Annotated in this window: 28 protein-coding genes and 1 pseudogene; 16 read left to right on the forward strand and 13 right to left on the reverse strand. The window is 71.1% G+C overall.

Going from position 1 to position 26,505, the window contains the following annotated elements:
* Positions 1 to 129: 129 nt before the first annotated feature.
* The gene (locus ACFVXE_RS09760; protein ID WP_389670498.1) at positions 130 to 723 is read right to left on the reverse strand and encodes a hypothetical protein; all 594 of its coding nucleotides are present in this window, start codon (positions 721 to 723) and stop codon (positions 130 to 132) included.
* 483 nt (positions 724 to 1,206) lie between these two features.
* Here ACFVXE_RS09760 and ACFVXE_RS09765 point away from each other — a divergent pair, with 483 nt between their 5' ends.
* Both ACFVXE_RS09765 and ACFVXE_RS09770 read left to right on the forward strand, forming a co-directional pair.
* The gene (locus tag ACFVXE_RS09765) at positions 1,207 to 2,712 is read left to right on the forward strand and encodes a glutamate-cysteine ligase family protein (protein ID WP_389670499.1); all 1,506 of its coding nucleotides are present in this window, start codon (positions 1,207 to 1,209) and stop codon (positions 2,710 to 2,712) included.
* A 426-nt stretch (positions 2,713 to 3,138) separates the two neighbouring features.
* On the forward strand, positions 3,139 to 3,936 hold the full coding sequence (locus tag ACFVXE_RS09770; protein ID WP_389670500.1) for a CPBP family intramembrane glutamic endopeptidase: 798 nt from the start codon (positions 3,139 to 3,141) through the stop codon (positions 3,934 to 3,936).
* Between the two features lie 48 nt (positions 3,937 to 3,984).
* Here the strand turns inward: ACFVXE_RS09770 and ACFVXE_RS09775 are convergent, their stop codons facing one another.
* Both ACFVXE_RS09775 and ACFVXE_RS09780 read right to left on the reverse strand, forming a co-directional pair.
* Positions 3,985 to 4,806, reverse strand: coding sequence for a PhzF family phenazine biosynthesis protein (locus ACFVXE_RS09775; protein ID WP_389670501.1), 822 nt, complete (start codon positions 4,804 to 4,806; stop codon positions 3,985 to 3,987).
* A gap of 137 nt (positions 4,807 to 4,943) precedes the next feature.
* Positions 4,944 to 5,765 carry a class I SAM-dependent methyltransferase gene (locus tag ACFVXE_RS09780; RefSeq protein ID WP_389670502.1) on the reverse strand — a complete coding sequence of 274 codons (822 nt, stop codon included), beginning with the start codon at positions 5,763 to 5,765 and terminating at the stop codon, positions 4,944 to 4,946.
* Positions 5,766 to 6,033: 268 nt separating this feature from the next.
* Between ACFVXE_RS09780 and ACFVXE_RS09785 the strand changes: the two genes are divergently transcribed.
* Positions 6,034 to 6,666 carry a PadR family transcriptional regulator gene (locus ACFVXE_RS09785; RefSeq protein ID WP_389670503.1) on the forward strand — a complete coding sequence of 211 codons (633 nt, stop codon included), beginning with the start codon at positions 6,034 to 6,036 and terminating at the stop codon, positions 6,664 to 6,666.
* Between the two features lie 102 nt (positions 6,667 to 6,768).
* On the opposite strand, the gene ACFVXE_RS09790 is transcribed toward ACFVXE_RS09785, so the two are convergent.
* Positions 6,769 to 6,963, reverse strand: a complete 195-nt coding sequence (locus tag ACFVXE_RS09790) for a hypothetical protein (RefSeq protein WP_389670504.1) — start codon at positions 6,961 to 6,963, stop codon at positions 6,769 to 6,771.
* Positions 6,964 to 7,208: 245 nt separating this feature from the next.
* Between ACFVXE_RS09790 and ACFVXE_RS09795 the strand changes: the two genes are divergently transcribed.
* The 3 genes from ACFVXE_RS09795 to ACFVXE_RS09805 all read left to right on the forward strand — a co-directional run bounded on the left by ACFVXE_RS09795 (position 7,209) and on the right by ACFVXE_RS09805 (position 10,112).
* A complete protein-coding gene (locus tag ACFVXE_RS09795; RefSeq protein WP_389670505.1) occupies positions 7,209 to 7,760 on the forward strand; it encodes a Clp protease N-terminal domain-containing protein in 552 nt (183 codons plus the stop codon).
* A gap of 232 nt (positions 7,761 to 7,992) precedes the next feature.
* Positions 7,993 to 8,997 carry a DMT family transporter gene (locus tag ACFVXE_RS09800; protein WP_389670506.1) on the forward strand — a complete coding sequence of 335 codons (1,005 nt, stop codon included), beginning with the start codon at positions 7,993 to 7,995 and terminating at the stop codon, positions 8,995 to 8,997.
* Positions 8,998 to 9,176: 179 nt separating this feature from the next.
* Entirely contained in the window at positions 9,177 to 10,112 is a 936-nt protein-coding gene (locus ACFVXE_RS09805; protein ID WP_389670507.1) for a DMT family transporter, read from the forward strand.
* Between the two features lie 55 nt (positions 10,113 to 10,167).
* Here the strand turns inward: ACFVXE_RS09805 and ACFVXE_RS09810 are convergent, their stop codons facing one another.
* Positions 10,168 to 10,863: a pyridoxamine 5'-phosphate oxidase family protein gene (locus tag ACFVXE_RS09810; RefSeq protein ID WP_389670508.1), complete on the reverse strand. Its 696-nt coding sequence runs from the start codon at positions 10,861 to 10,863 to the stop codon at positions 10,168 to 10,170.
* A 35-nt stretch (positions 10,864 to 10,898) separates the two neighbouring features.
* Between ACFVXE_RS09810 and ACFVXE_RS09815 the strand changes: the two are divergent.
* Positions 10,899 to 11,197: pseudogene (locus tag ACFVXE_RS09815) on the forward strand (GntR family transcriptional regulator); the annotation flags it as partial.
* A 68-nt stretch (positions 11,198 to 11,265) separates the two neighbouring features.
* Here ACFVXE_RS09815 and ACFVXE_RS09820 read toward each other — a convergent pair.
* On the reverse strand, positions 11,266 to 12,261 hold the full coding sequence (locus tag ACFVXE_RS09820) for a DMT family transporter (protein WP_389670509.1): 996 nt from the start codon (positions 12,259 to 12,261) through the stop codon (positions 11,266 to 11,268).
* A gap of 74 nt (positions 12,262 to 12,335) precedes the next feature.
* Here ACFVXE_RS09820 and ACFVXE_RS09825 point away from each other — a divergent pair, with 74 nt between their 5' ends.
* Positions 12,336 to 13,271, forward strand: a complete 936-nt coding sequence (locus tag ACFVXE_RS09825; RefSeq protein WP_389670510.1) for a LysR substrate-binding domain-containing protein — start codon at positions 12,336 to 12,338, stop codon at positions 13,269 to 13,271.
* Between the two features lie 13 nt (positions 13,272 to 13,284).
* On the opposite strand, the gene ACFVXE_RS09830 is transcribed toward ACFVXE_RS09825, so the two are convergent.
* Both ACFVXE_RS09830 and ACFVXE_RS09835 read right to left on the reverse strand, forming a co-directional pair.
* A complete protein-coding gene (locus tag ACFVXE_RS09830) occupies positions 13,285 to 13,755 on the reverse strand; it encodes a pyridoxamine 5'-phosphate oxidase family protein (protein ID WP_389670511.1) in 471 nt (156 codons plus the stop codon).
* Between the two features lie 129 nt (positions 13,756 to 13,884).
* A complete protein-coding gene (locus tag ACFVXE_RS09835) occupies positions 13,885 to 14,331 on the reverse strand; it encodes a Rieske (2Fe-2S) protein (protein ID WP_389670512.1) in 447 nt (148 codons plus the stop codon).
* Between the two features lie 267 nt (positions 14,332 to 14,598).
* Here ACFVXE_RS09835 and ACFVXE_RS09840 point away from each other — a divergent pair, with 267 nt between their 5' ends.
* From ACFVXE_RS09840 to ACFVXE_RS09870, 7 genes are all read left to right on the forward strand, one after another.
* Entirely contained in the window at positions 14,599 to 15,486 is an 888-nt protein-coding gene (locus ACFVXE_RS09840) for a HipA family kinase (protein ID WP_389670513.1), read from the forward strand.
* Positions 15,483 to 15,866 carry a DUF3037 domain-containing protein gene (locus tag ACFVXE_RS09845; RefSeq protein WP_389670514.1) on the forward strand — a complete coding sequence of 128 codons (384 nt, stop codon included), beginning with the start codon at positions 15,483 to 15,485 and terminating at the stop codon, positions 15,864 to 15,866. Before ACFVXE_RS09840 ends, ACFVXE_RS09845 begins: the two co-directional genes overlap by 4 nt.
* A gap of 202 nt (positions 15,867 to 16,068) precedes the next feature.
* A complete protein-coding gene (fabG, locus tag ACFVXE_RS09850; RefSeq protein ID WP_389670515.1) occupies positions 16,069 to 16,830 on the forward strand; it encodes a 3-oxoacyl-ACP reductase FabG in 762 nt (253 codons plus the stop codon).
* 20 nt (positions 16,831 to 16,850) lie between these two features.
* Positions 16,851 to 17,606: an SDR family oxidoreductase gene (locus ACFVXE_RS09855; RefSeq protein ID WP_389670516.1), complete on the forward strand. Its 756-nt coding sequence runs from the start codon at positions 16,851 to 16,853 to the stop codon at positions 17,604 to 17,606.
* A 118-nt stretch (positions 17,607 to 17,724) separates the two neighbouring features.
* Positions 17,725 to 19,305 carry an ABC transporter substrate-binding protein gene (locus ACFVXE_RS09860; protein ID WP_389670517.1) on the forward strand — a complete coding sequence of 527 codons (1,581 nt, stop codon included), beginning with the start codon at positions 17,725 to 17,727 and terminating at the stop codon, positions 19,303 to 19,305.
* A 77-nt stretch (positions 19,306 to 19,382) separates the two neighbouring features.
* Positions 19,383 to 20,066 (forward strand): uracil-DNA glycosylase, encoded by a 684-nt coding sequence (locus ACFVXE_RS09865; RefSeq protein ID WP_389670518.1) that lies wholly within the window; start codon positions 19,383 to 19,385, stop codon positions 20,064 to 20,066.
* A 160-nt stretch (positions 20,067 to 20,226) separates the two neighbouring features.
* The gene (locus tag ACFVXE_RS09870; protein WP_389670519.1) at positions 20,227 to 20,712 is read left to right on the forward strand and encodes a hypothetical protein; all 486 of its coding nucleotides are present in this window, start codon (positions 20,227 to 20,229) and stop codon (positions 20,710 to 20,712) included.
* Between the two features lie 105 nt (positions 20,713 to 20,817).
* Here ACFVXE_RS09870 and ACFVXE_RS09875 read toward each other — a convergent pair whose 3' ends face one another.
* Together ACFVXE_RS09875 and ACFVXE_RS09880 are read right to left on the reverse strand one after the other, a co-directional pair.
* Positions 20,818 to 20,985, reverse strand: coding sequence for a hypothetical protein (locus tag ACFVXE_RS09875; RefSeq protein WP_389670520.1), 168 nt, complete (start codon positions 20,983 to 20,985; stop codon positions 20,818 to 20,820).
* A 420-nt stretch (positions 20,986 to 21,405) separates the two neighbouring features.
* On the reverse strand, positions 21,406 to 21,918 hold the full coding sequence (locus tag ACFVXE_RS09880; protein WP_389670521.1) for a DinB family protein: 513 nt from the start codon (positions 21,916 to 21,918) through the stop codon (positions 21,406 to 21,408).
* Between the two features lie 542 nt (positions 21,919 to 22,460).
* On the opposite strand from ACFVXE_RS09880, the gene ACFVXE_RS09885 reads away from it, so the two are divergent.
* Complete coding sequence (locus ACFVXE_RS09885) at positions 22,461 to 23,360, forward strand: Gfo/Idh/MocA family protein (RefSeq protein WP_389670522.1); 900 nt, start codon at positions 22,461 to 22,463, stop codon at positions 23,358 to 23,360.
* An 81-nt stretch (positions 23,361 to 23,441) separates the two neighbouring features.
* Here ACFVXE_RS09885 and lnt read toward each other — a convergent pair whose 3' ends face one another.
* The 3 genes from lnt to ACFVXE_RS09900 form a co-directional block, all read right to left on the reverse strand.
* Positions 23,442 to 25,058: an apolipoprotein N-acyltransferase gene (gene lnt, locus ACFVXE_RS09890; RefSeq protein ID WP_389670523.1), complete on the reverse strand. Its 1,617-nt coding sequence runs from the start codon at positions 25,056 to 25,058 to the stop codon at positions 23,442 to 23,444.
* Between the two features lie 103 nt (positions 25,059 to 25,161).
* Entirely contained in the window at positions 25,162 to 25,656 is a 495-nt protein-coding gene (locus ACFVXE_RS09895) for a nuclear transport factor 2 family protein (protein ID WP_389670524.1), read from the reverse strand.
* A gap of 155 nt (positions 25,657 to 25,811) precedes the next feature.
* Positions 25,812 to 26,504, reverse strand: coding sequence for a hypothetical protein (locus ACFVXE_RS09900; RefSeq protein WP_389670525.1), 693 nt, complete (start codon positions 26,502 to 26,504; stop codon positions 25,812 to 25,814).
* Position 26,505 lies beyond the last annotated feature (1 nt).

Consider the following 26,505-nt stretch of genomic DNA (forward strand, 5'->3'; position numbering starts at 1 on the left):
CGCTTGCTGGGGGGGGGGGGGGGGGCCCCCCGGGGGGCCCCCCCCGCTGTCCCCCCCCGCCCCGTGGGTTTGCCCCCCCCCCCGGGCGTGCGGGGCCGGGCCCACAACACTGCGGGTGAGGGGCCGGGGTCAGGCCGGTGAACCGAGCAGGGGGCCGGGGCCGGGAGTGATGCGCATGGTCATCACGGGGAGCAGATCGGCGACCCGGTGCGGGCGGTGTGCCGCGATACCCGGTGGGGCGGGAGCCAGCGGTACGAGCAGATCGGTGGGGGCGAGGGTTCCGCCGGACGCGTCGGCCTCGATGTCCTCGTGCAGCCACAGCGCCAGCATGTAGAGCTCGGGGATCGACAGCAGGCGCGGCTGGTAGTGCGGTGCCACCGTCTCCGCCTGACGCAGGGCGAGTTCGGTGGAGGCGATGTACGGACCTTCGAAGAAGTGCGAGAAGGCCCAGCCGTCCGGGGTGAGCATGGTGTCGGCCCCGGCGACGACACGCTCCGAGCCGCGGATCAGGAAGCGCCACGCGGCCAGCCGGGTGCGCGGCGCGAGCCCGCTCGGACCGATCCGGTCCAGTACATGGACGGGGAGCGGGAGTTCGGGGCTCAGCGGTCCCTGGACGGACCGGAGAGCCGGGGTGCGGGCCTCGCGGACTGCGGTCGGTGAACCGAGCGCCGCGAGGACGCTGCGCAGGGCGGGCGCGGGAGCCGGAGGTACATGCAGCGGCATAGTGGGTCGCCTCTCACTTGGGAGACACGTTGATGCGTGGGCGGGTGCAGACGGCGCTGTCGGCGTGCGGGGCCAGAGGAGGCCGGTGACTGGGCCGGTGCGTCAACTCTCTGCCTCGTCCGCGGAGTTTATACGACACGTGTTCACACGGTGTTTCCACTAGCCGCCTCAGGTATTGCCGGCAAGGCGGTATCAAGACTTTATTATGCGGAGATTCTGCTGATTCGGTGTGAGCGGCGCAGTCACCGCCTGGGGTTTTTCCCCGGCTGCGGTAGGCCGAAACGCGTCGGCGTTTTCGCCGTGCACCGGACCGCGGAAACTGCGTCATGCTTCATGCCGTCGGAATGTGCCCCGCGTGGCCGCCATCACATTACTCGGTCCGCGCTGTCCGTGGGGACGTTATGGATCACCTCCTCTGGGCATTATCGATCGTGACGTGAGCGGTCTGGGTCGCGGGCTGCCGACTTGTGGAGGGAGGCTTCGATGGGGGAGAAGGTCGTGTCGGGCGCCTTTGACCTGTCCGATCGGCAGAGGTACCGGAGGAAGCTCCACCTGTGTCTGGAGGGGCTGGGGAGGCTCCTGGCGGAGCGGAGGTTCGACCGCCCGCGCAACCTCATGGGTATGGAGATCGAGCTGAATCTCGCGGGTGCGGACGGCCTGCCCCGGATGATGAATGGTGAGGTGCTCGAACGGATCGCGAGCCCCGATTTCCAGACCGAACTCGGGATGTTCAATCTGGAAGTGAACATAGTTCCTCATCACCTGGACGGCCGTGTTTTCGATCAGCTGGCCGAGGAGCTCAGGACCGGTCTCGGATATGCGCACCGTAAGGCGGCCGAGGTGGCCGCCGGGATCGTGATGATCGGAATACTCCCGACCCTCGACCCCAAGGACCTGCACGCGTCGAACCTCTCTGAGGCGGACCGCTACACCCTGCTGAACGATCAAATAGTGGCGGCGCGCGGTGAGGATTTCGAGCTCGATATCGAAGGGGTGGAGCGATTGGTCTGCACCTTTCCCTCGATCACTCCGGAGGCCGCCTGTACCTCGGTCCAGCTGCATCTGCAGGTGACGCCGGCCCGCTTCGCGGACGTGTGGAACGCGGCGCAGGCCGTCGCCGCGGTCCAGATCGCCGTCGGGGCCAACTCGCCGTTCCTGTTCGGCAAGGAACTGTGGCGGGAGTCGCGCCCGCCGCTGTTCCAGCAGGCCACCGACACCAGGCCGCCCGAGCTGCAGAATCAGGGCGTTCGCCCGAGGACCTGGTTCGGTGAGCGGTGGATCGGCTCGGCGTACGAGCTCTTCGAGGAGAATCTGCGCTTCTTCCCGCCGCTGCTGCCGATCTGCGACGAGGAGGATCCGCTGCGGGTCCTCGACGACGGCGGGGTGCCGGCGCTCGGGGAGCTGGTGCTGCACAACGGCACGGTCTACCGGTGGAACCGTCCGGTGTACGGGCTCGCCGACGGCGTACCGCATCTGCGGGTCGAGAACCGCGTCCTGCCGGCCGGACCCACCGTCACCGACGTGATCGCCAACGCCGCGCTCTACTACGGTCTGGTGCGGGCGCTCGCCGAGGAGCCGCGTCCGGTGTGGACCAGGCTGCCGTTCTCAGCCGCGGCCGAGAACTTCGAGAGCGCATGCCGGCTCGGCATAGACGCCGAACTGGTCTGGCCCCGGCGGGGGCGGTCGGGCGGGCTGACGCGGGTGCCGGCCGTCGAACTCGTCCGGGACGAACTGCTGCCGCTCGCCGCGGCGGGGCTCGATGCCTGGAACATCGAACCCGCCGACCGTGACCGCTACCTCGGGGTCATCGAGGAGCGATGCAAGCGGCGGGTGAACGGTGCTTCCTGGCAGGCGGACACCTACCACCGCGGGCTGGAGGCCGGACTGGGGCGGGACGAGGCACTCGCGGCCACCACCCGCCGGTACGCCGAACTCATGCACGGTGGCGAGCCGGTGCACAGCTGGCCGGTGGGATTCCCCGCGCCGTAGTCGGGGGACCGCGGGGGCCGGACGCTGTCCGCCGCCGCTTCCCGCCGTCCCCGGACCGGACGCCCGTCATTCCCCGATTCCCCGGCACAGTGCCAGGCCGCCGTCTCGGCCGGCGCGTCACGGTGAGGACCCCGGCCCGGTCATCGACGTGCCCGCGCCCCAGGACCGGACGGGCAGTGCGGCGGTGGCCACGGCGCGCCGGTCCCGGTCGAGCCGTCCCCCGCGTCCTTCCGTCGTACGGCCATCAGGCAAGCTGTGACGTCCCGCAGCAGTGGTGCCCTCCTTCGGTGCGGAGAAGGAACGAGGGATCGCACCACCACCCGTGGTGGTCGTACCCCCGGTCACGCATGATCTTCGTATCCGCATCCGCGGGTCCAGGGGGACGGGGGAGCGGGACGGTACGCGGATACTCGATCGGAGGCAGGTATGCAGGTGGCGCAGGGGCACGTGGACCCATTTCCCGAAGAGACCTTGTCACGGCGGATCCTGCGATCCGAAACGCTCCTGGTGCTGGCTCTCTCGCTGGGTGCCAGCGGGGTGTCCGCCCTCATCAGTTTTGTCGGGTCGCTGACGAAGCCAGGAGGCCTGAAGGATCAGGCCGCGACGCTCAACAGCTCGTACGCCCCGGGGCGGCCCTGGCTCGATCTCGCCTGGCAGCTCTTCGGCATCGCCACGGCACTGGTCCCGGTGGCGCTGGTGGCGCACCTGCTGATCAGGGAGGGGAGCGGCCTCCGCGTCATCGGCTTCGACCGGAGCAGACCCGGATCCGACCTCGGGCGCGGCACGCTGATCGCGGCGGGCATCGGCAGCGCCGGACTGGCCTTCTACCTGGTGGCGCGGGCCGCCGGCTTCAATCTGACGGTGGTTCCGGAGTCACTGCCCGACGTGTGGTGGAAGTTCCCGGTGCTGATCCTCTCCGCGCTGCAGAACGCCGTCGTGGAAGAAGTGATCGTCGTCGGATATCTGCTGCGCAGACTCGGACAGTTGGGGTGGACGCCGATCGCCGCCCTGGTGGCGAGCTCGGTGCTGCGCGGCTCATACCACCTCTACCAGGGGATCGGCGGCTTCGTCGGCAACATGGTGATGGGTGTGGTCTTCGTGCTCCTCTACCGGCGCTGGGGGCGCGTCGGGCCGCTGGTCGCGGCGCACGCGCTGCTCGACATCGGGGCGTTCGTCGGTTACGCGCTCCTCGCGGGGAAGGTGGGGTGGCTGCCCACGCCCTGAGCGGGGTCGAGCGGGAGGCAGGCGTGCGCGGTGCCACCCCCCGGCCGGTCAGAACGTGGTCAGCAGTTCTCCGTCGACGACCGTCACCGCGCTGCCCGTCAGCAGGGTACGGTCACCGCGCAGCGCGGTGCGGACCAGTCCGGTTCGCGCGGAAGCCTGCAGTCCGGTCAGTTCGTCACGGCCGAACCGGGCCGACCAGAACGGGGCCAGTGCGGTGTGGGCGCTTCCGGTCACCGGGTCCTCGTCGATGCCGACCCGGGGGAAGAAGCCGCGGGATACGAAGTCGTAGCCGCGGGCCGGATCCTCGGCCGCGGCCGTGACGATGATGCCGCGCCGTGAGCAGGCGGCCACCGCGACGAGATCCGGGGCCAGGCCGCGCACGGTGGCCTCGTCGTCGAGTTCGACGAGGAGGTCACCGATGTGTTCGCCGGTGTCCAGTACGGACAGCGGCTCGGCGCCGAGCGCGGCGGTCAGTCCCGGCGGAGCGGCGGCCGGGGTCAGCGGGGCCGTGGGGAAGTCGAGGGCGAGCGAGCCGTCCGGGTGAGCGGTGGCGGTGAGGATCCCGCAGCGCGCCGCGAAGCGCACGGTGCCGTTCGCCGCTCCGGTGGTGTGCAGGACGTGGGCGGTGGCGAGCGTCGCGTGCCCGCACATGTCGACCTCGGTGGCCGGGGTGAACCATCGCAGTGCCCAGTCGGCCGTACCGCCCGGCGGTAGCGGGTGGGCGAAGGCGGTCTCGGAGAGGTTCATCTCCCGGGCGATCTCCTGGAGCCGGCCGGCGTCGGGGAAGGCGTCGGAATCCAGGAGCAGGACCGCGGCGGGGTTTCCCGTGAAGGGGCGGTCGGTGAACGCGTCGACGATGCGAATTCTCATGGGACGACCGTAGAGGCCCCCGGAAGCCGCGGGCCAAGGCCAATGCGGGGTCGGTGGACCGATCAGGCACCGGGGCACGCGAGCCGCGGCACGATCCGAACGAGAGGCCTACGCGGACGGGTGCCGCCGCAGTCGCGTCACGGCCGGCGTCCCCACGCGGAGACGAGCGGAGCGGTGGCCAGGTCCAGCCGTCCGGTGGCGACGTGAGCGAGGTGCTGGTCGATCTCCTCGTCCGTGGCGAGCCCCGCCGCCACGAGCCGGCCGCGGATCTGCCGCACGGTGGCGTCCTCCAGAACGGTGCAGGCCGGTGAGGTGATCGGGAAGTACGCGTCGGCCTGCACATCGGCCAGTCCGGCTTCGCGCAGCAGCCTGGGCAGGGTCCGGCCGTAGGAGAGGTCCGCGCCGCGGGCCGCCATGAGTTCACGGAAGCCGGACCGAAGGCGGTTGGCGAGCCGCTGCTCGGGGCCCGACTCGTCGGGACACAGCAGAGGTTGCAGGCCGGGGTCGGCGTCCTCCAGGAGGAGTGCGCCACCGGGGCGCAGCGCCCGGATCATGCGGCGGAGCGCCTCGGCGCGGTCGGTGACGTGGACCAGGACCAGCCGGGCATGGACCAGGTCGAAGGAACCGGGCGGCGGCGGGTCCGCTGCGACATCGTGACGCAGCACCTCGATGACATCGTCAGCGACGTCCTGGGCCCAGGACACGTCGATGTCGGTGGCGACCACCTTTCCGGCCGGCCCGACCCGCGCGGCGAGCCCGGCGGGGACGGACGGGCCACCGGCTCCGACCTCCCAGCACCGCATACCCGCGGTGATCCCGAGCCGGTCCACATGCCGGAAGGTCACCGGGTCGAACAGTTCGGCGAGGGCGCCGAAGCGGATGCCTGCCTCCGACTGACGGTTGTCGAGCAGATAGCCGCGCTCTGCGCCCTGTGTGGCGTCCGCGCCGGATGCGGTCATGAATCCTCGCCCGTGTTCTGTGGTGTCCCGGAGCCAGTATGCAGGTGTAGACGGCACCGGTCCGTGCCGGGCGGGCCGAGGCTCCGTCGGCGGAGCCGGGCGACGGGACACCGGCCGTCAGAGCCCGGAAGGCCCGGCGCGGCCCGCTCGACGCGACTGCCGTCGTCCCCCTGCCCCCGTCCCGAAGCCGCGCCGAGCGTTGCCGAGCGACTGGTTCCGATATATCGTTGACGCATCGCGACAGATCAACGATGGAGGGAGCGTACCCATGCGTCCACATGGACACGAGCATGAGCACGAACATGGGCACGGGCATGAGCACTGCGGGCCGGGTCATCACGGGCGGGGCGACTTCGAGGGGCGCCGTGCCGCCTTCGGGCATTTCGGTCCGCCGTTCGGCGGAGGCCCCTTCGGTGGCGGTCCCTTCGGCGGGGGGCGCGGTCGTGGCGGCGGCAGGGGGAGGGCGCGGCGGGGTGACGTACGCGCTTCGATCCTGGCGCTGCTGAAGGACCGGCCGATGCACGGGTACGAGATGATCCAGGAGATCGGCGAGCGCAGCGGCGGGGCCTGGCGGCCCAGCCCCGGCTCCGTCTACCCGACGCTGCAACTGCTGGAGGACGAGGGGCTGATCCTCAGCGCGAGCGAGGGCGGCAAGAAGCTGTTCACGCTCACCGAGACCGGCCGCGCCGAGGCGGGATCCGGGCCCGAGGCGCCCTGGGAGGAGGCCGGGCGCGGCGTCGACTGGGAGAGCGTGAACGAGATCCGGCAGGCCGGCTTCGGTCTGATGGAGGCGTTCGGCCAGGTCTGGAAGACCGGCTCGGCCGACCAGCGCCAGAAGGCGCTATCGGTGATCAACGACGCCCGTAAGAAGCTCTATCTGATCCTTGCCGACGAGGACTGATCCGAAGGAAGCGGAGCGAAGGGCCGCGCGGCATCGTGGGGCCTTCGCTCCGCCGGGCCCGTCGTGGCGTCATTCGACCCACCGGGCGCACGGGACCGGCCGTCAGCTCTGTCCGGTCCCGTCCGCCCGCCAGATCAGTGCCGCGTCGAACCGGTCGGAGGCGCGCGGGTGCGGGCCGTCGTCATGGCAGTGGAAAGCCGCCCAGAACAGGTCGGCGGGCAGGGCGTCGCGAGGGGCGTGGACCCGGTAGACGTACTCCCGTCCGTCGATCGCCGGGAGGGCGACCATCCATCCCACTCCGGCACTCCTCTCCCGCCGCCATGAACGTGGTGTGGCCCGAGGGACGTGTGCCGCAGGGGCCGCGGTTGCTCCGGGAGCGCAGTGCAAGGCGACGCGCGCTGTTCCCCGCGAACGGATGCGTATGGGGCGGGATCTCATCCAAAAGGAGGAGGAACCGCTCTGGTGTCCCCAACTCCGGTGGGATGCGTAGATGGGCCCCTCCGGGGATGCTCCCGGACCCCGGGGCTGATGGGGTGAGAGGTGTGCAAAACCGGACGCCGCGGATTCCTGAGCAGCCCGCATCGAACCGTTCCGAACTCCAGGCCGGAATCACCGCGGAGCTGGCCTCGGCGGTGACAGGTGCGCGCAGGCGTGCCCTGCGCGACGGTGACCGGCAGATCGACACCGCTCATCTGCTGCATTCCCTCGTCGAGTCGGATCCGGAGGTGCGTGCGGCCTTCGACGGAGGTCCGCAGCTCGCGAAGGTGCTCGGGTATCTCGTGCAGCGTTCGATCGGTTACGGACTCCGCTGGCAGGGAACCGTGGAGGGCTCCGGCGCGGTCCACGTCGTGGTCGAGGGGGACGCCGCCGTGCGGGGCACGGGGACCGACGGCTGGTCGCCCTCGGCCGCCGCGGCGATGGCCGGCGCGCGGGAGTGCGCGCAGCTGCGGGGGGACGAGCGGGCCCGAGGGCTGGATCTGCTCGCGGCGCTGGCCGGCGACCCGGAATGCCGGGCCGTCGAGGTGCTGGGGCGGGCGGGGGTCGACAGCACGGAGCTCGTCGGCCGGATCGCGGCGGCGTCCGGCCCGGGGTGATGTCGCCGGGACGCGTACGGGTCGGCGCCACGGCATGGAGAGACCGCTGGTGAGGGGCGGGCGTGACGGACCGTTCGGGCATGTGCGCCGCCCCGTGGACGGCCTGGATGCCGCGGCGACCGGGAGCTGATGCAGTACTCCGCCGGTCAGGGTTCCCGGCCGCGCCGGGATCTTGCGTACGTCAGGGGTGAATGGGGGTGACGCTCCTGACGGCAGCTGCCATGATGTGCCGATGCACGCGTCTCAGGAGAGAAGCGCCGGCCTGGGACTAGCCCTGGCCTCGGCGTTCGCATTCGGTGGTTCCGGGGTGGCGGCCAAGCCGCTGATCGAGGCGGGGCTCGATCCGCTCCATGTGGTCTGGTTGCGGGTGGCGGGTGCCGCCCTCGTCATGCTGCCCGTGGCCTGGCGCCACCGCGCTCTCGTACGCAGCCGCCCCGTGCTGCTGCTGGGCTTCGGACTGCTCGCCGTCGCCGGCGTCCAGGCCTGCTACTTCGCCGCCATCTCCCGTATCCCGGTCGGAGTCGCGCTGCTCGTCGAATACCTGGCGCCCGCGCTCGTGCTCGGCTGGGTCCGGTTCGTGCAGCGCCGTCCCGTCACCCGGGCCGCGGCGGTCGGCGTCACTCTGGCGGTCGCCGGTCTCGCCTGTGTGGTCGAGGCGTGGTCCGGCCTGAGCTTCGACGTCGTCGGGCTGCTGCTCGCCCTCTGCGCCGCCTGCTGCCAGGTCGGCTACTTCGTCCTGTCCGACCCGGGTGGCGGGGACACGGCGGCCGGAGCGGAGCCTCCACATCCGGTCGGTGTGATCGCCTACGGGCTGCTGATCGGTGCGGCCGTCCTCACGGTGGTGGCACGGCCCTGGAACATGGACTGGTCGGTGCTCGGCGGCAGCACCGGCCTGAACGGCGCGGAGGTTCCCGCCTGGCTGCTGCTCGTCTGGATCGTGCTGCTCGCCACCGTGATCGCGTATGTCACCGGTGTGATCTCGGTGCGGCTGCTGTCTCCCGCGGTGGCGGGTGTCGTGGCCTGTCTGGAGGCGGTCGTCGCGACCGTGCTCGCCTGGGTCCTGCTCGGGGAACACCTCGCGGCCCCTCAGTTGATCGGCGGCGTCATGGTGCTGATCGGTGCGTTCATCGCCCAGTCCTCGACGCCGAAGGCGCCCTCGGGTCCCGTCGCTTCGGGTGCGGGCGGGGGCGCCGGGGCCGTCGAGGGGGAGTTGTCCGCCGGACGGGCCGCCACGTAATGTGCCGATCATGCATCTGACTGTGCTTCCGCCGCCCGCCGCCTAGCGCGGGCGGCCACTCCTGACGAAGACGTGCTCGGGCAGTCCCCGAGCCGGTCGTCGCTGCCCGCACGCGGAGCCGAGCGATCACCGTCCTGTTTTCCTCAGGGGAAGTACACGTGTCGAATACTGTTTCCGGCTTGCCCGTCGGGCGGAGCCTGTTCTATCTGATCATCGCCGGAGTGGCCTGGGGAACAGCGGGGGCCGCCGCCTCGCTGATCTTCCGGGTCAGTGATCTCGGCCCTCTCGCCCTCTCGTTCTGGCGCTGCGCGGGAGGTCTCGTCCTGTTGTGCGCGGCTCTCGTCCTGCGCCCGCGGCGCACGGTGGCCACCGCCGAGTCACGACGGCGCCGACTGCTGCGCATCCTCGGGACCGGCATCGGCCTCACCCTGTTCCAGAGCGCGTACTTCGCCGCCGTCCAGGCGACCGGTCTCGCGGTCGCGACCGTGGTCACCCTCGGGGCCGGGCCCGTGCTCATCGCGGTCGGCGCGCGGCTGACCATGGGGGAGCGGCTCGGCGGGGGCGGTGTCGCCGCGGTGCTGGGGGCGCTCACCGGCCTTGCCGTGCTGGTGCTCGGTGGCGAGGGCGGTACGGTGCGGCCCGCCGGGGTCGCATCGGCGCTGCTCTCCGCCACCGGATATGCCGCCATCACTCTGCTGACCAGGTGGCTCGGCCGTGACGGCGGCGGCGCCGATCCACTCGCCACCAGCGCCTGGGCGTTCGGGATCGGCGCGCTGGGGCTGCTGCCCATGGCGGCGTCCGAAGGGCTGGTGCCGCACACCGCGGACGGCGCCCAGGTGGTGTGGCTGCTGGTGTACGTGGCGGCGGTCCCGACCGCGCTGGCCTACGCGCTCTACTTCGCGGGCGCCGCGGTGGTGCGGGCCGCCACGGTGTCCGTGATCATGCTGCTCGAACCGGTGAGCGCCGCGGTCATCGCCGTCGTGGTCCTGCGCGAGCAGCTCACCGCGGCCACGGTCGTCGGCACGCTGCTGCTGATCGCGGCGGTGGCGGGACTCGCCGTCGCCGAGACACGCGGTGCGGCGAGCGCGCGCCGTCGGGCGGCGGTACCCGCCTGATGGCTGTGGGGAGTGCGCGGTCGACCGTCGGGCCCCGCACTCCCCACAGCGCCGCTCAGAGGGCGGCCAGATAGTCCGGCACCGCGATGGCCGGGTCCAGGTCGTCCGACGGCTGCGGCGCGTGGTGGCCGCGGGCGAGCGGGATCACGCCCGCCCAGTGCGGCAGTCCGAGATCCTCCGCGTCGTCGTTGGGGCCGCCGGTCCGCACCTTTGCGGAGACCTCGTCGAGATCGAGCCTGATCACGGCCGTCGCGGCGAGCTCCTTCTCGTTGGCAGGACGGGAGTCGGCGGCCCGGCCCGGCACGACCTGGTCGACGATCGCGTCGAGCGCGGTGCGCCGTTCCTCCGGGTCGGTCACCGTACGGGCGATGCCGTGGACCACCACGGAGCGGTAGTTCATCGAGTGGTGGAAGGCCGAGCGGGCCAGCACCAGTCCGTCGACGTGCGTCACCGTGAGGCAGACCGGCAGGCCGGGATCGGCCTGCCCGGCCGTCCGCAGCGGCCGGGATCCGGTCGAACCGTGCACGTACAGCCGCTCGCCGACCCGGCCGAAGAGCGTCGGCAGCACGACTGGCGCGCCGTCGCGGACGAAGCCGAGATGGCAGAGGTACGCCTCGTCGAGTATGGAATGGACCAGCTCCCGGTCGTACGACGCACGTTCACGGGAACGGGTCGGGACGGTCCGCTCGGTCGGTTCGTACGGGGCAGCCGCCTCCGGGGCCGTGGTCTGCGGCGGTGCGGTGTCCGGCATTGCCAACTCCATTGCACTAGTTCATATTCATCTTTGTGCTAGAAGAGTATCGGACGGTCGGGCGGTGCGCATCGGAGATTGCCGCGAGTGCGGAGCGCGCGGTCTGATCGGGGGAGCCCCAGCCCGGGCAAGTGCTGCCGCCCATGCGGAAGTCGGCGGGCCGGCTACAGGTCGATCCGCACACCGTGGCGGCCGCCTGCCGGACCTTGCGTGAGCGCGGAGTGATCGAGACCGCCGGTGCCGCGGCAGCCGGGCGCGCCCGCGCCCCGCCGGAACGGCGCGCGGTTCGATCCGCGTCGCTGCGCCGCCCGGGGTGAGCGACCTCGGGAAGGGGGAGGCCCGGCCCGGTCCCTTCCGCCTTGCGAACACCGCATCCGGCGCCGCGCGCCGATCCGCCGGGGATCAGCGGGACAGCCCTCGGAGCGACGAGGTGCGCGGCGCGGTCCTGCGTGTACGGGTCCTGCTCTGTGTGAGGAAGGCGCCGGCCAGGACGATCAGCGCGCCGACCGGGGTGTTCCAGTTCAGCTGCTCGCCGAGCACGGCGACCCCGGCCGCGGTGGCGATGACCGGGATGAAGTAGGTGACCATCTGCGCGGTCGTCGGGCCGACCTCCGTGACCAGGCCGTACTGCATCAGTACCGCCAGACCGGTCCCGAGCGCGCCCAGGGCCACGACGGCGAGCGTCGGCAGCAGCGGGAAACCGTCCGGGGCCGAGGTGAACACCGGGGTGACCAGCGCGATCTGCACGGTTCCGACGAAGAGCTGGCTGCCGGTCAGGGCGAGTGTGGACGAGCCGCTGCCCGCAAGTGTCCTGCGGACGTAGATCCACCCGACGGGATAGCTGAGGGAGGCGAGAAGCGCCATCGCCGTACCGCTGAAGTCCAGACCGGAGAAGCCCTGCCAGGCGCCCAGCACCGTCAGCACCCCAAGGAAGCCGAGGCCGAGCCCGGCCACCCGGCGACGGGTCGGCCGGTCCTCGGAGAGCGCGACGAGCGACAGCGCCATCCCCCACAGCGGCGAGGTCGCGTTGCAGATGCCGGCCAGCGTCGACGGGATCGTCTGCTCGGCGAAGGCGAAGAGCGAGAACGGCAGCGCGTTGAGGAAGAAGGCGGCCACCGCGAGATGGCCCCAGGTGCGTGCGGTGCGCGGCAGCCGCTCACGGCGTACGACCATGGCGACGGCCAGCACCGCCGTACCCGACAGCAGTCGGCCGAGCGTGACCTGGAACGGGGCGTACCCGTCGGTGCCGACCTTGATCAGGAGGAAGCTGAAGCCCCAGATGAGCGAGAGGGCGGCGAACCGGATCCGCCAGTCCAGCGCCGGGCGGGAGGGGGCGGGGGGTGCGGCCGGCAGGGCAGGGGCGGCGGGAGCGGCGGCGGTCACGGAGGGGGCAGTCATGAGAAATACGATGCCGATTTCAATAGCGTAGGACAAGTGAGACTTTGTGAGAGCTTCAACGTAGCATTGCTTACATGTTGAACCTGGAGCGGCTGCGTACCCTCGATGCCCTCGCCCGGCTGGGCACGGTGGGCGGCGCGGCCGAGAGCCTGCACGTAACCACGTCGGCGGTCTCCCAGCAGCTGGCGAAACTCGAGCGCGAGGTGGGCCAGCAGCTGCTCGCCAAGAACGGCCGGGGCGTCCGGCTCACCGACGCGGGGCAACTCCTCGCGGACCATGCCGCGCGGATCCTGTCCCAGGTCGAACTGGCCCAGTCCGACATCGAGGCCCAGCGCGGCGAGGTCGTCGGAGAGGTCCGGCTGGGGGCGTTCCCGACCGCGGCTCGCGGGTTGTTTCCGGCGACGCTGGGCGCGCTGCACCGTGATCACCCCGAACTGAAGGTGCGCACCACGGAATTGGAGCCGGAGGTGGGAATCCGCAAGGTCCTGCGGGGTGACATCGACCTGGCGGTGGTGCTCGACTGGAGCAACAAGAGGCTGCCGGTCCCCGGCGGTCTGGCCATGACCGGACTGCTCGACGACGCACCGGACATCGCGATGCCGGCCGGTCATCCGCTCGCGGACCGGACGCAGGTGGATCTGGAGGACTTCGCCGACGACGACTGGATCTCGTGGCCCGAGGGCGAGTTCTGCCACGACTGGCTGATGTTCACCCTGCGCTCGAAGGGTGTCGAACCGCGCATCGCCCACCTCGCGGGCGAACACCACACGCAGCTCGCTCTGATCGCCGCCGGGGTGGGGGTCTGTGTCGCGCCCCGCCTCGGGCGGGGCGTGGTGCCGGACGGGGTGCGGCTCGTGCCGGTACGGCAGCAGATGCGGCGGCACGTGCACGCCGTGTGGCGGGCGGACGCGGACCGCCGTCCGTCGATCAGGGCGGCGGTCGCGGCACTGCGAGCGGCCGGCCGGGAGTTCGACGCCCCGCTGGACGGCGGCGACGTGGCCCGACCCTAGGGCCGGGCGGGAGTCAGGCCGGCGCCACCGATTTGCGGAAGTCCCAGGAGGTGACCTTGTCCGGGGAGAGTCGCAGCCACGCGTGCCGCCCGTCGTGCACCATCGTCTCCATCCCGAGGTACTTGGCCGCGAACAAGCGCTCCGCATCGGCCAGTTCGGGGCACTCCTCGCCGATGCGCGGTGCCTCGCCGACGAAGTCCGCCTCGCCGCGCAGTTCCACGCCGCGCAGTTCCCCGTACTCCACCCCGTCGTCGACGACCACAGCGATCCTCGGGTCGTGGCGCAGCTGGGACCAGCGCAGGGACCGGATGATCGAGTACAGCCAGAGCGAGGTGCCGTCCCAGACGAACCAGAGCGCGCCGACGTGCGGGCTGCCGTCGGACGAGACGGTGGCGACCCGGCAGGTGCGCTGCTGAGCGAGGTATGTGTCGCGTTCCGCGTCCGTCATCATGATCCGACGGCCCCGTCGCTGACTGACGGCCATGGATGCCCTCTTCCGGTAGCTGGCCAGGTCCCGGGAATCATGGGGCCACCGTCCGCCCCGACGCAACGGCCGCCCGTCCCGCCTGCCGGGCCGCCGCCGGGAGGCCCGGCAGGCGGAGCGCCCGGAGGGCTACGGAGCAAGGGTGATCGAGTCGCCCTCCACCTTGATCGACGCAGCAGGCAGCGGCTCGGTGGCCGGGCCGGCCGAGACACTGCCCGTCGCGGCGTCGAACTTGCTGCCGTGGCAGGGGCAGTTGATGGTGCCGTCCGCGACGCTCGACACCGCGCATCCCTGGTGCGTGCACTTCGAGGAGAACGCCTTGAACTCCCCGGCCTTGGGCTGCGTCACCACCACGCCCTTGTCAGCGAAGATCTTCCCGCCGCCCTCCGGGATGTCGGCGGTCTTCGCCAGGACGCCCGCGGCCGCGCCGCCACCGGCCTGGTCCACGGCGGCCGAACCACCCGAGTCCTTAGAGCTGCCGCACGCGGTGAGTACGGAGGCCACCACGACTCCACCCGCTGCCGCGACAACGGTGCGACGGCCGAGAGGGGTCTCGTAGTCCTGCGATGCGTTCATGCCGGCATTCCCTTCCGCGATGGTCATTGCTTCGCCCAGGGGTACGCACGGTTGTGGTCCCGCGTTCAACGACCGGGTGGTTTCGTGCCGGTGGTTCCTCGGGGAAAGCGTCTGACTGTTCTGTCGGCAGCTTGCGGGGCGCCCAGGGGCGCACCGTCGACGGATGCCGACCGGTGCCCCTCGCGCTCGGCCGTGGTTCCCGCCGGTCTGCGGAGGGGGTGAGACGATCATGGATCGTAAGGTGCCCCATCCGTATAACCTGGGGAAATGCTGACAGAAGTCACAGCGACCCGCTATGTCACGCCCCTGCGTGAGGGTGGCTCGCTCCCGGGCATCGTCGAGGCCGACGATCTCGGTACGTACGTCATGAAGTTCACCGGCGCCGGTCAGGGCCGCAAGACCCTGGTCGCGGAGGTGATCTGCGGGGAGCTCGGCCGGCGACTGGGACTGCGGGTCCCGGAACTCGTCACCATTCAGCTCGACCCCGTCATCGGGCTCGCGGAGCCGGACCAAGAGGTGCAGGAGCTGCTCAAGGCGAGCGGTGGGCTGAATCTCGGCATGGACTATCTGCCCGGTTCGATCGGATTCGATCCGCTCGCCTACCAGGTGGACCCGGCGGAGGCCGGGAAGATCGTCTGGTTCGATGCGTTGATCAACAATGTCGACCGGTCGTGGCGGAACCCCAACATGCTGGTCTGGCACGGCGACGCCTGGCTCATCGACCACGGTGCCACGATGATCTGGCACCACAACTGGCCCGGTGCGCAGGCGTCCGCGGCCAAGCCGTACAACGCCTCCGACCACGTCCTCGCGCCCTTCGGCCCGGACATCGCGGCCGCGGCCGCGGAGCTCGCCCCTCTCGTCACCGAGCGGCTGCTGACCGAGGTGACCGCCGAGGTGCCCGACGAATGGCTGGTCGACGAGCCCGGCTTCGACACGACCGACGCGCTGCGCCGCGCCTATGTGGAACCGCTGCTGGCGCGCGCCGCCACGATTCATGAACGGATCTCGATGGACGCGCCCACGAAGAGCAGGCCGTCGCAGGCGCCGGGGTGGCTCACCGACCACCTCGCGCCCTGGCCGCACCCCACGAAGAAGGACCGCACCGGGAAGGCGACGGCCGAGCAGGCCGCCGGCGAGGAGGGCGGCCGGTGAGCAAGCGCGATGTCTTCGAGTACGCGCTGCTGCGCGTCGTGCCCCGGGTCGAGCGCGGTGAGTGCATCAACGCGGGCGTGCTGGTGTACTGCCGGGCCAAGTCCTTCGTGGCGGCCCGTACCCACCTCGACGAGAACAAGCTGATGGCCCTCGACCCGGACGCCGACGTGGTCGGGGTGCGGGCGGCGCTGCGGGCCGTCGAAGGGGTCTGTGGCGGCGGCGACGAGGCCGGTCAAGCAGCCGGTGACGACGCCGGGCGCCGCTTCCGCTGGCTGATCGCCCCACGCTCCACGGTCGTCCAGCCGAGTCCCGTGCACAGCGGCCTCACCACCGATCCGGAGGCCGAGGTCGAGCGCCTGCTCGACCTCCTGGTGCGCTGACCCGGCCGCCGGCGGCGTCGCCCGCGGACCCCGCGGCCGCGGCGCCGTCCGGTGTGACATGCGCTGCTGCGCCCGTGGGCCGTTGACACCGGGTGCCAGGGCTTCTAGCGTCTCGTCTGCTGAAGGTACTAAGCGGTTGCTCAGTTATCGGGAACTTCCTGACGTCCGCTGAGCCGCGATCCAAGGGCGAGGAGAACCAAGCATGTCCACCACCGAGCAGCGTGTCGCCATCGTGACGGGAGCGGCGCGGGGCATTGGCGCCGCCACCGCGGTACGTCTGGCGGCCGAGGGCCGCTCCGTCGCCGTACTCGATCTCGACGAGGCGGCCTGCAAGGACACCGTCGAGAAGATCACCGCCGCCGGGGGCACCGCGCTCGCCGTCGGCTGCGACGTCTCGGACAGCGCCCAGGTGGAGGCCGCCGTGGCGCGGGTCGCCGCCGAGCTCGGCGCTCCGACGATCCTCGTCAACAACGCCGGCGTGCTCCGTGACAACCTGCTCTTCAAGATGAGCGAGTCCGACTGGGACATCGTGATGAACGTGCACCTCAAGGGCGCGTTCCTGATGGCGAAGGCCGTCCAGAAGCACATGGTGGACGCCGGGTTCGGCCGTATCGTCTCGCTCTCCTCCTCCTCGGCGCTCGGCAATCGCGGCCAGGCCAACTACTCCGCGGTCAAGGCCGGTCTGCAGGGGCTCACCAAGACGCTCGCCAAGGAGCTCGGCAAGTTCGGCATCACCGCCAACGCCGTCGCCCCCGGCTTCATCGTCACCGAGATGACCGCGCAGACCGCGGCGCGGATCGGCATGGGCTTCGAGGAGTTCCAGGCGGCCGCCGCCACCCAGATCCCCGTGCAGCGGGTCGGCCGCCCGGACGACATCGCCAATGCCATCGCCTTCTTCACGGGCGACGAGGCCGGCTTCGTCTCCGGGCAGGTCATGTACGTCGCCGGCGGACCGCTCAACTGACCCGAAGGGCAACGGACATCATGACTGTTCAGGACAGCGGGAAGGTCGCGCTCGTCACCGGCGCGAGCCGGGGGATCGGGTACGGGATCGCGGAGGCGTTCGTCGCCCGCGGCGACCGGGTGTGCATCACGGGGCGTGGTGAGGAGGCCCTCAAGGAGGCCGTCGAGAGGCTCGGTTCCGACCGGGTCGTCGCAGTGGCGGGCAAGGCGCACGACGAGGCGCACCAGGCGGCGGCCGTCGAACGTGTCATGGAGGTCTTCGGCCGCGTCGACTTCCTGGTCAACAACGCCGGTACGAACCCGGTCTTCGGCCCGATCGCCGAGCTCGACCTGGGGGTCGCCCGCAAGGTCTACGAGACCAATGTGATCTCGGCGCTCGGCTTCGCCCAGCAGACCTGGAAGGCCTGGCAGAAGGAGAACGGCGGGGCGATCGTCAACATCGCCTCGGTCGCCGGTGTCTCCGCCTCGCCCTTCATCGGCGCCTACGGCATGAGCAAGGCGGCCATGGTCAATCTGACGCTGCAGCTTGCACACGAGTTCGCGCCGGCCGTCCGGGTCAACTCGATCGCCCCGGCCGTGGTGAAGACCAAGTTCGCCGAGGCGCTGTACGAGGGGCGCGAGGCGGAGGCCGCCGCCGCTTACCCGCTCGGCCGGCTCGGTGTGCCCCAGGACATCGGCGGTGCCGCCGCATTCCTCACGTCGAGCCAGTCCGACTGGATCACCGGACAGACGCTGGTGGTCGACGGAGGCATCTTCCTGAATGCGGGCGTGGGCTGAGCACAGCCTGCGCCGGTTTGGCCCCGAATGACTCAAGTGCCCCGCCGGACCTGCGGATTGACCCGGCGGGGCGCTGCGGTATGGTCTGCCGACCCATGGCTGATCGAGGAGCGTGCACGTGTTCTACCGGGCCAGTCTGCAGGCTGCTGCAGCCCTTGCTTCCCTTTCTCTGCTGGCCGGTTGCGGTCTGCTTTCCGGCAGTGACTCAGAGGTCGAGCAGAAGATAGTCGTCGGTACCACGAGTGAGCCCTCGACCCTTGACCCGGCGGCGGCCTGGGACAACTCGTGGGAGCTGATGCGCAACGTCTTCCAGACCCTGGTGAGCTTCCCCACGGGCAGTACGAGCCCTGAGCCGGACGCCGCGGAGAACTGCGTGTTCACGGACACGACGAGCACGGCGTACCGCTGCAGGCTCAAGAAGGACCTGAAGTTCTCCAACGGGGACAAGCTCGATGCCGAGGCCGTGAAGTACTCCATCGACCGGATCACGACCCTCAAGGTCAAGGGCGGACCGCTCGGCCTGCTCGGCTCGCTCGACCGGGTGGAGACCAAGGGCGACGACACCGTCGTCTTCCACCTCAACAAGCCCGATGCCACGTTCCCGTTCATTCTGGCCACCCCCGCCATGTCGCTCGTCGCGCCCAGCGACTATCCGAAGGACAAGGTCCGCGAGGACGGCAAGGTCACCGGATCGGGTCCCTACCTCCTGGACAGCTACACGCCGGGTGACAGGGCCGAGCTGATCAAGAACCAGGACTACAAGGGCTTCGCCAACCGTAAGAACAACGCCGTGACCATCCGGTACTTCAAGGGGTCCACCCCCATGGTCGACGCGCTGAAGAAGAACGAGATCGACGCCACCTACCGGGGCCTCACCGCCGAGGAGGTCGTCAAGCTCGAAGACAACAAGGACAAGAACAGCAAGCTGCAGCTCATCGAGACGGTCGGCGCCGACATCCGGTTCCTCGTCTTCAACCCCAAGGACCCGGCCGCCGGGAACCCGGCCGTCCGCCGGGCCATCGCGCAACTCGTCGACCGGGACGCCCTGGTCGCCAAGGTCTACCAGGGGACCGCCGAGCCGCTCTACTCCATGGTCCCCAAGGGCATCGCCGGGCACACCACCAGCTTCTTCGACAGCTTCGGTGACCCGAACCGGGCGAAGGCGAAGGGGATCCTGACCAAGGCGGGAATCACCGAGCCCGTCGCGATGACGTTCTGGTACACCACCGACCGGTACGGCTCGTCGACGCAGTCCGAGTTCGGTGAGCTGAAGCGTCAGCTCGAGTCGTCCGGCCTGTTCAAGATCACGCTGAAGGGCCTGCCGTGGAAGAAGTTCCAGGAGGGCTTCACCAAGGGCCAGTACCCCGTCTTCGGCCGTGGCTGGTTCCCGGACTTCCCGGACCCGGACAACTTCATCGCCCCCTTCGTGGGCAAGGAGAGCGTCACCGGGATGCCGTACGACAAGACCGAGATCACCGAGCACCTGCTGCCGCAGACCCGCCAGCAGAGTGACCGGGGCGCGGTGAGTAAGGAGTTCGAGCAGGCCCAGAACATCCTGGTCGACGACGTCCGGTTGCTGCCGCTGTGGCAGGGCAAGCTGTACGTCGCGGCGGGCGAGGACATCGGCGGCGGCGAGCGCGCCCTGGACCCGCAGACGGTCATGCAGATGTGGGAGCTGTACCGCAAGGCCAGCTGGTAGGGCTCGCCCGGCCGGTTGTCAGTGGCCCCCGGTAGGTTCTGTGGTCGAGAACCGATTGCGTACCGGAGGTTGTTGAAGTGACCGACACCGACCTGCTGCCCGAGTCCTGGCGCGGCGTCCTCGGCGAAGAGCTGCAGAAGACGTATTTCAAGGAGCTCACCGAGTTCGTCGAGGAGGAGCGGGCCAGGGGGCCGGTCTACCCGCCCCGTGAGCAGGTCTTCGCGGCGCTGGAGGCCACCCCGTACGACCAGGTGAAGGTCCTGGTCCTGGGCCAGGACCCCTACCACGGCGAGGGGCAGGGGCACGGGCTGTGCTTCTCCGTGCGTCCCGGTGTCAGGACGCCGCCCTCCTTGCGGAACATCTACAAGGAGATGAAGGAGGAGCTGGGCCTGCCGGTCCCGGACAACGGATATCTCATGCCGTGGGCCGAGCAGGGTGTCCTGCTGCTCAACGCCGTGCTGACGGTCCGCGCCGGCGAGGCCAACTCGCACAAGGGCAGGGGCTGGGAGAAGTTCACCGATGCGGTGATCCGGGCGGTGGCCATGCGGCCCGACCCGGCGGTCTTCGTCCTCTGGGGCAACTACGCCCAGAAGAAGCTCCCGCTGATCGACGAGGAGCGCCATGTGGTGGTGAAGGGCGCGCACCCCTCACCGCTGTCCGCGAAGAAGTTCTTCGGCTCCCGTCCGTTCACGCAGATCAACGAGGCGGTCGCGGCGCAGGGACACCAGGCCATCGACTGGCGCGTCCCCGACCTGGGCTGACCGCCTGGAGCCGCGCGACAGGCCCGGGCCGCTAGCCCGAGCCTGAGCGGGATTGCGCATGTCAGCCGCTAGCGTCGCCGTGACCGGAATCGAACGGATTCAACCGGTCACGGGCCGGCCCGTGACCGGGACCGGCCGGAGACATGCGAGGGAGACCGCAGTGACGGAGCAGCAGGAGGCGTCACGGGACGCCGTCATGACCAGGATCGGCCAGGCGATCATGCTGCTCCACGGCGGTGACCGGGAAGAGGCACGCAACCGCTTCGGCGAGATCTGGTCGGAGATCGGCCAGGACGGTGACGCCCTGCACCGCTGCACCCTCGCGCACTACATGGCCGACACCCAGGACGATCCCGGTGACGAACTGGCCTGGGACCTGCGGGCGTTGACCGCCGCCGAGGGGGTGCGTGGTGACCGGGCGCCGGAGCACCGGGATGCGCTCGCGGTGCGGGCCTTCTACCCCTCGCTCCACCTCAATCTCGCGGCGGACTATGTGAAGCTCCAGCGCCCCGACGCCGCCCGGGTCCATCTGGACCGTGCCCGGCAGGCGTCCGGCGTGCTCGCGGACGACGGGACGGACGACGGGTACGGGGGAGGGATCCGCGCGGCGATCGGGCGGCTGGAGCGGCGGCTGTGGGAGCTGTGAGGCAGGGGATGTCATGGCCGAAGCGGCTCGTCCGCCGGAGGCGGGCCGCGACGGGCGACTCCGCCGGGCCGGCCCCGGCGGAGTCCGTGGCCCGATACGCGGGATTCAGCGGGCGTAGGCGTTCTCGCAGATCCGGGACTCGGGGCTGCCCGCGGGCCAGCCTCCGTAGCCCCTGCCGAGCGCGCAGAGATCCGTCCCGGTGACGGGGGAGGCCGGCAGTTCGGGCGCTCCCGCGGGGACGGGCGGCGCCTGTCGCGCCCGCGGACGCGACATACCGGGGTGCTCCTGCTGCTGCGGTGTTCGCGGGGCTGCGCGCCGGGTGCCGGACGGCGCCCCGCCCGACCGGTGGGGCGTCCCCTCGGTGGGCTTCGGTTCCCCGATGGTCTCCAGCGCGTCCTGGACCGGCGGCTGCGCGCTCGAGGGCGCCTGATGCTGGACGGGTCTGCTGTTCGCGGGCCGGGGCGTGAGGCCGCCCGGCCGGGGCTCCACGGACACACAGCCGGACACGGCAGTGACTGCCACCCCGGCCAGGAGCGTTACGGTGATGCTGGTTCGCTGCACCCGGGCAACTCTGCTGTGCCGGCAGGGTGCGTGGGGGAGCGGGCCGGGGCGAATGGCCCGCACGAGTGACCCGGTCAGCGCGTCGCACCGGGCACCGTGCCGTCGCCCCCGCGGTGGGCCCCGGCGGGCCGGTCAGTCGCCGGTCGCGCCGTCGATCCGCTCCCGGACAAGGTCGGCGTGGCCGTTGTGGCGCGCGTACTCCTCGATCATGTGGGTGTAGATCCACCGCAGGTTGAACTGTTCGCCGCGGCTGCTGCGGCCGGCCGACAGATCGTCGAGTCCGTGCCTCGCGGCGATCTCCCGGGCCGCTTCTACCTCCGCCCGCCAGACCGCCCCGTCCTTCTCCCAGGTATCCGCATCGGTGGGATGGAAGTCGCCGTCCGCGTCCTCGTCGGTGTAGTACAGCGGCTTCGAGCCCTCGTCGGCCATGACGTTGCGGAACCAGTGGCGCTCCACTTCCGCCATGTGCCGTACGAGCCCGAGCAGGCTGAGCTGCGACGGCGGTACGGACGCCTCGCGCAACTGGGCGTCGGTGAGCCCCGCGCACTTCAGTCCGAGCGTGTCGCGGTGGTAGTCGAGCCAGCCCTCCAGCATCGGGCGTTCGGCGGCGGTGACGGCGGGTTCGGAGCGTTCCTCTGTGGTCATGCCGACCATTCTTGCCCCGGGGCGCGGCCGGGACAAAGGATATTCGGCGCGCGATGCCGGCATCTGCCGCTCGGCAACTCACTTGAACCGGTGTGCAGTTCCTCCTCGGTCGGCACGACCCGGTGGAACGAGCCCGCGGCAGAGGAGAACATCGTCCCTTCGCACCAGCGCCTCGCGCTCGGTCAGGCGCCGCACCGACACCTCCGGCAGGGCCCGCCGCGTGGGCGGCCCAGGCGATCGAGGACGGCATCGTGCTCGCCCGCCATGCGGCGCCCGACACCGACCTGGGAGCGGCGCTCGTGGCGTGACGCGGGACGGCCCCCGGGGACCGGCGGCATCGTCCGCAAGGCCGCGCGGGCGGCCCGGCCGGCGGGCCCCCGTCGCCGCGCGCAACACGCTGATGTCCGCCGCCTCCCGCCCCGGACCGGCCCTCGTCCTCCGTACCCTCGACGGCATCGCGGAACGGCCGCCGCCGCAGCACACGTATGCTGCCCGGACCAAGAACGTGCATATGACATCGCGTTATTCGAGAGGGAGATCCCGTGAAGGTCGGCTGCATCGGGCTCGGCGACATCGCGCAGAAGGCGTACCTGCCGGTCCTCACCACCTTGCCCGGGGTCGAACTGCATCTGCAGACCCGCACCCCCGCCACACTGGCCGCCGTCGCCGAGTCCCACCGGATCCCGCCGGAGCGGTGCCACACCACGATCGACTCACTGATCGCACAGGGTCTGGACGCCGCCTTCGTCCACGCCCCGACCTCGGTGCATCCGGAGATCGCAGGCCGACTGCTCCGGGCCGGTGTGCCGACCTACGTCGACAAACCGCTCGCCTACCGGCTCGCCGATTCCGAGCGGCTGGTGAATCTCGCCGAGGAGCACGGTGTCGGCCTCGCCGTCGGCTTCAACCGCAGGCTCGCACCCGGCTACGCTCAGTGCGCCGAGCACCCGCGCGAGCTGATCCTGATGCAGAAGAACCGCGTGGGCCTGCCCGAGGATCCGCGGTCCATGGTGCTCGACGACTTCATCCATGTCGTCGACACCCTGCGTTTCCTGATTCCGGGCCCGGTCGAGCACACCGTCGTGCGGGCGAGGATCCGTGACGGGCTGATGCACCACGTCGTGCTCCAGCTGTCGGGCGACGGGTTCACCGCCATCGGCGCGATGAACCGGCTCAGCGGATCCACCGAGGAGCGGCTCGAGATCTCCGGGCAGGACACCAAGCGCGAGGTGGTCAACCTCGCCGAGGTCATCGACCACAAGGGCCAGCCGACCGTGCGACGGCGCGGCGACTGGGTGCCGGTGGCCCGGCAGCGAGGTATCGAGCAGTGCGTGCTGTCGTTCCTGGACGCGGTGCGCGCCGGCAGGCAGCTGAGTGCCCGGGACGCCCTGGAGACGCACGAGCTGTGCGAACGCATCCTGCTGGATCTGGACTGCGCCTGACGGAGACCGCTGCCCGGAAGGGATCCGGGCGGCTCCGGACGCGTGGTGACGAGCCGGCAGCGGCTCTCGGCGGCCGCGTCTTCAGGGACGTCCCGCCGGAGCCGTCGCACCCACCGGCTGCACCCGGGTTCGCCGCCTGAAGGACCGGGTCCCCTGGTACGTGCAGAACACCGCGAGCACCCCCAGCGCGCCGTGCACCGGCCAGTCGCCCAGCCGGACATAGAGCGTGGTGCCACGGGCCAGCGGTACGTCGAACACGGCGGACCGGCTCGCATCCTTCCCGAGCGGCGCGCCGACCCGCCTGCCCCGCGCGTCGTACACCGTGCTGATCCCGGTGAGCGTCGCGTGCACCATCGGACGCCCGCTCTCGGCCGCCCGCAGCGCTCCGAGCGAGGCATGCTGCTCCGGTGCCCAGCCGTGCTGGAACGAGGACGTGGACGACTGGGCGATCAGCAGCTGGGCCCCGTCGCGGGTCAGTCGCCTGCTCATGTCGGGGAACGCCGACTCGAAGCAGACCAGCGGCCCGATCCGCAGCCGGTGCTGGCCGGCACCGGTCCCGGTGGGGAGCCCCGGGGCCGTGGGCGCGGGGACGGACATCAGTACCTGCCTGGTACCGCGCAGCCGGTCCTCGCCCGCCGCCCTGCCCAGCGACGTCGCCCAGCCGAGCGCCGAACGCGCCGGAACGTATTCGCCGAAGGGCACCAGACGCATCTTGTCGTAACGTTCCCCGGTCGGACCGTCCGGCCCCACCAGCACCGCGGACTTGAAGATCCCGGTACGGCCCGACGCATCGGTCTGCCGCGCATCCACATTGACCAGCACATCCGCGCCCACCTCCCGCGAGAGCTTCGCGATCCGGGCGGCCAGGTCGGGGCGCCGGGCCAGATCCTTGCCGACACTGCTCTCGCCCCACACCACGAGATCGAGCCTGCGGCCCGCCAGCGCGCGGGTCAGCTGCTCGCTGCGCGCGAAGCGGCGTTCGATGCTGTGCGGGCCGTCGATGACACCCGGTTGCACGACGGCGATCCGGGCGACGCCCGACTGCTCCGGCTCCGGCGCCCAGATCCCTGTCGCACCCACCGCCAGCGCGCACACCACGATGCCGGCCGCCGCAACCGTCCGGGCGCCGGAAGCGGCGAGCAACAGGGCGACCGCGGTGTTGACCACCAGCACCAGGAGGCTCACCAGCCACACTCCTCCGACCGATGCCACCCGGAGCGCCGCTGGTACCTGCCACTGGCTCGCGCCGAGCAGCCCCCAGGGGCCGCCGAGTCCTTCCCAGGAACGCACCAGCTCGATCATCAGCCAGCCGGACGGGACCACGACCAGGGCCGCAACGACCCCGGCGGGGGACGGCGTCCCGCCCAGCAGCCGGGAGACCAGCAGCCCCCATGGCGCCCACAGCAGCCCCAGCAACGCCGCCAGCACCACGAGGAACACATGAAGGCTCGGCAGCAGCCAGTGATGCACCGCGAGCAGATACCCCGCACCGCCGAGCCAGCCGTCCAGCGCCGCCCGGCGGCCCGTGCCCGCCGTCCGGATCAGCAGCAGCCACGGCACCAGGGACACATAGGCGAACCACCACAGGGACGGAGCGGGAAAGGCGAGCGCGGGCAGCGCCCCGGCCAGCAGCGCGGCACCGCCGCGCCACCGGGGCGACCGGAGCAGCCGGTCCCGCAGACCGGCCGGAATCCGCATACCGCGCCTCCTCGTCCCGCCTGGTGAGCGATCTCCTCTTCCCTCTTCCCCAGTGTGGGGCGAGGGGAACGGGTGCGCCCGGAGGAGAGCGCGAGCGCCCGGATCAGCCGGGGGTGAGCTCGCCGGAGAGGCTGCGCCATTTCTCGTGCACGGTCACGGTACGGATGCGCCAGCCGGTTCCCGCGCGCAGCAGACCGAACGCGTACCGGCCACCGGAGACGAAGTCCGGCGCGGTGGTGGCCGGGGTGCCGGTTCCGTCGCCGGGCGCGCCGAGCAACCGCATCGGGTTCAGGTAGTCGGCCCGCACCTCGGCCCGGTCGCCCGAATAGCCGCCCAGGTCCTGGATGTCGAACCGGCGGTTGACGATCAGGTGCTGCCGCACGGGGAAGTTGCGCATGGTCTCCTCGAGCCACTGCGCGACCTCGGCGACGGGCCCCTCGACCCCGCCCGCGCTGCGGTAGTCGGCGCGGCCGTCCCCGGTGAACAGCTCCCGGTAGTCCTGCCAGGCACCGTCGTCCACCGCCGTCGCAAATCCGGTGATCACTGCATCGATGGAGAGCTGGTCCATCACGGTCGCGAGAGCCACGCGCTGCGTCATCCGGTCAGTGTGTGCCCGCAAGGCGCCAGGGCCAAGAGCCGTGCACGCGCGGCGGCCGACAGACCATGATCCGGTCGACCGGATCATGGCCGGGAGCGTGCACGGCTTGTGCTCGGCTCATGGCCCCGGCGGGGCCCACGGTGGGGTCCGGGCCCTCACAGGGCCGCGGCGAGCCCCTCGATCTGCTCGGCGAGGCACGGATCGGGGTGCGGTACGGCGCCGTACTCGTCGTCCTCCTCGACCGTCAGCCGCTGTACGGCCGCGCGCAGGGCGGGGCTGGGCAGCCGCCGGCGGCCCGCTGCGGCGGAGTGGCGGATGCTCAGCCGGCCCGTCGACCTGACGGCCGGGGCGGAGTCGAGGTCGGCGGCCTGGTCGGCCCAGTGCGCCGCGTCCCGGCGTTCGCCGCGGCTGAGGTGGAGCAGATACAGGCAGTAGGCCGCGGTGGAGTTTCCCGCACCGGCCGCGAACTGCCACCAGAACTGGGCGCCTTCGTAGCTCCCGGCCAGGTTGAGCAGACAGGCGAAGTGCAGGGCTCCATCGGGATCGATACGACGGGTGTTGGCCAGCCGGGCGAGGTGCTCGCGGGCGTCGATCCCGGTCAGTGCCTGCGCGGACAGGGCCTGGAGGTCCTTGCCGGCCTGATCGTGCACGGTGGGGAAGTTGTTCGCGGGGGCGGCGGGATGGGTGCGGGTGATGCCGGCGCTGCGGGCCAGGGCATCGTCGAACATGAGGGTGTCGGCGACGTCACGGCTGATCTGCCCCTTGGAGGCGGTCAGGTCGTAGTCGGCGAAGGCATCAGGTATCACGGCGTCTTCCAGGACTTCCTCGATGTTGCGCGGGAGCTGCATG

Origin of the sequence: Streptomyces sp. NPDC058231, assembly GCF_042882275.1 — a bacterium.
Classification (GTDB): Bacteria; Actinomycetota; Actinomycetes; order Streptomycetales; family Streptomycetaceae; genus Streptomyces.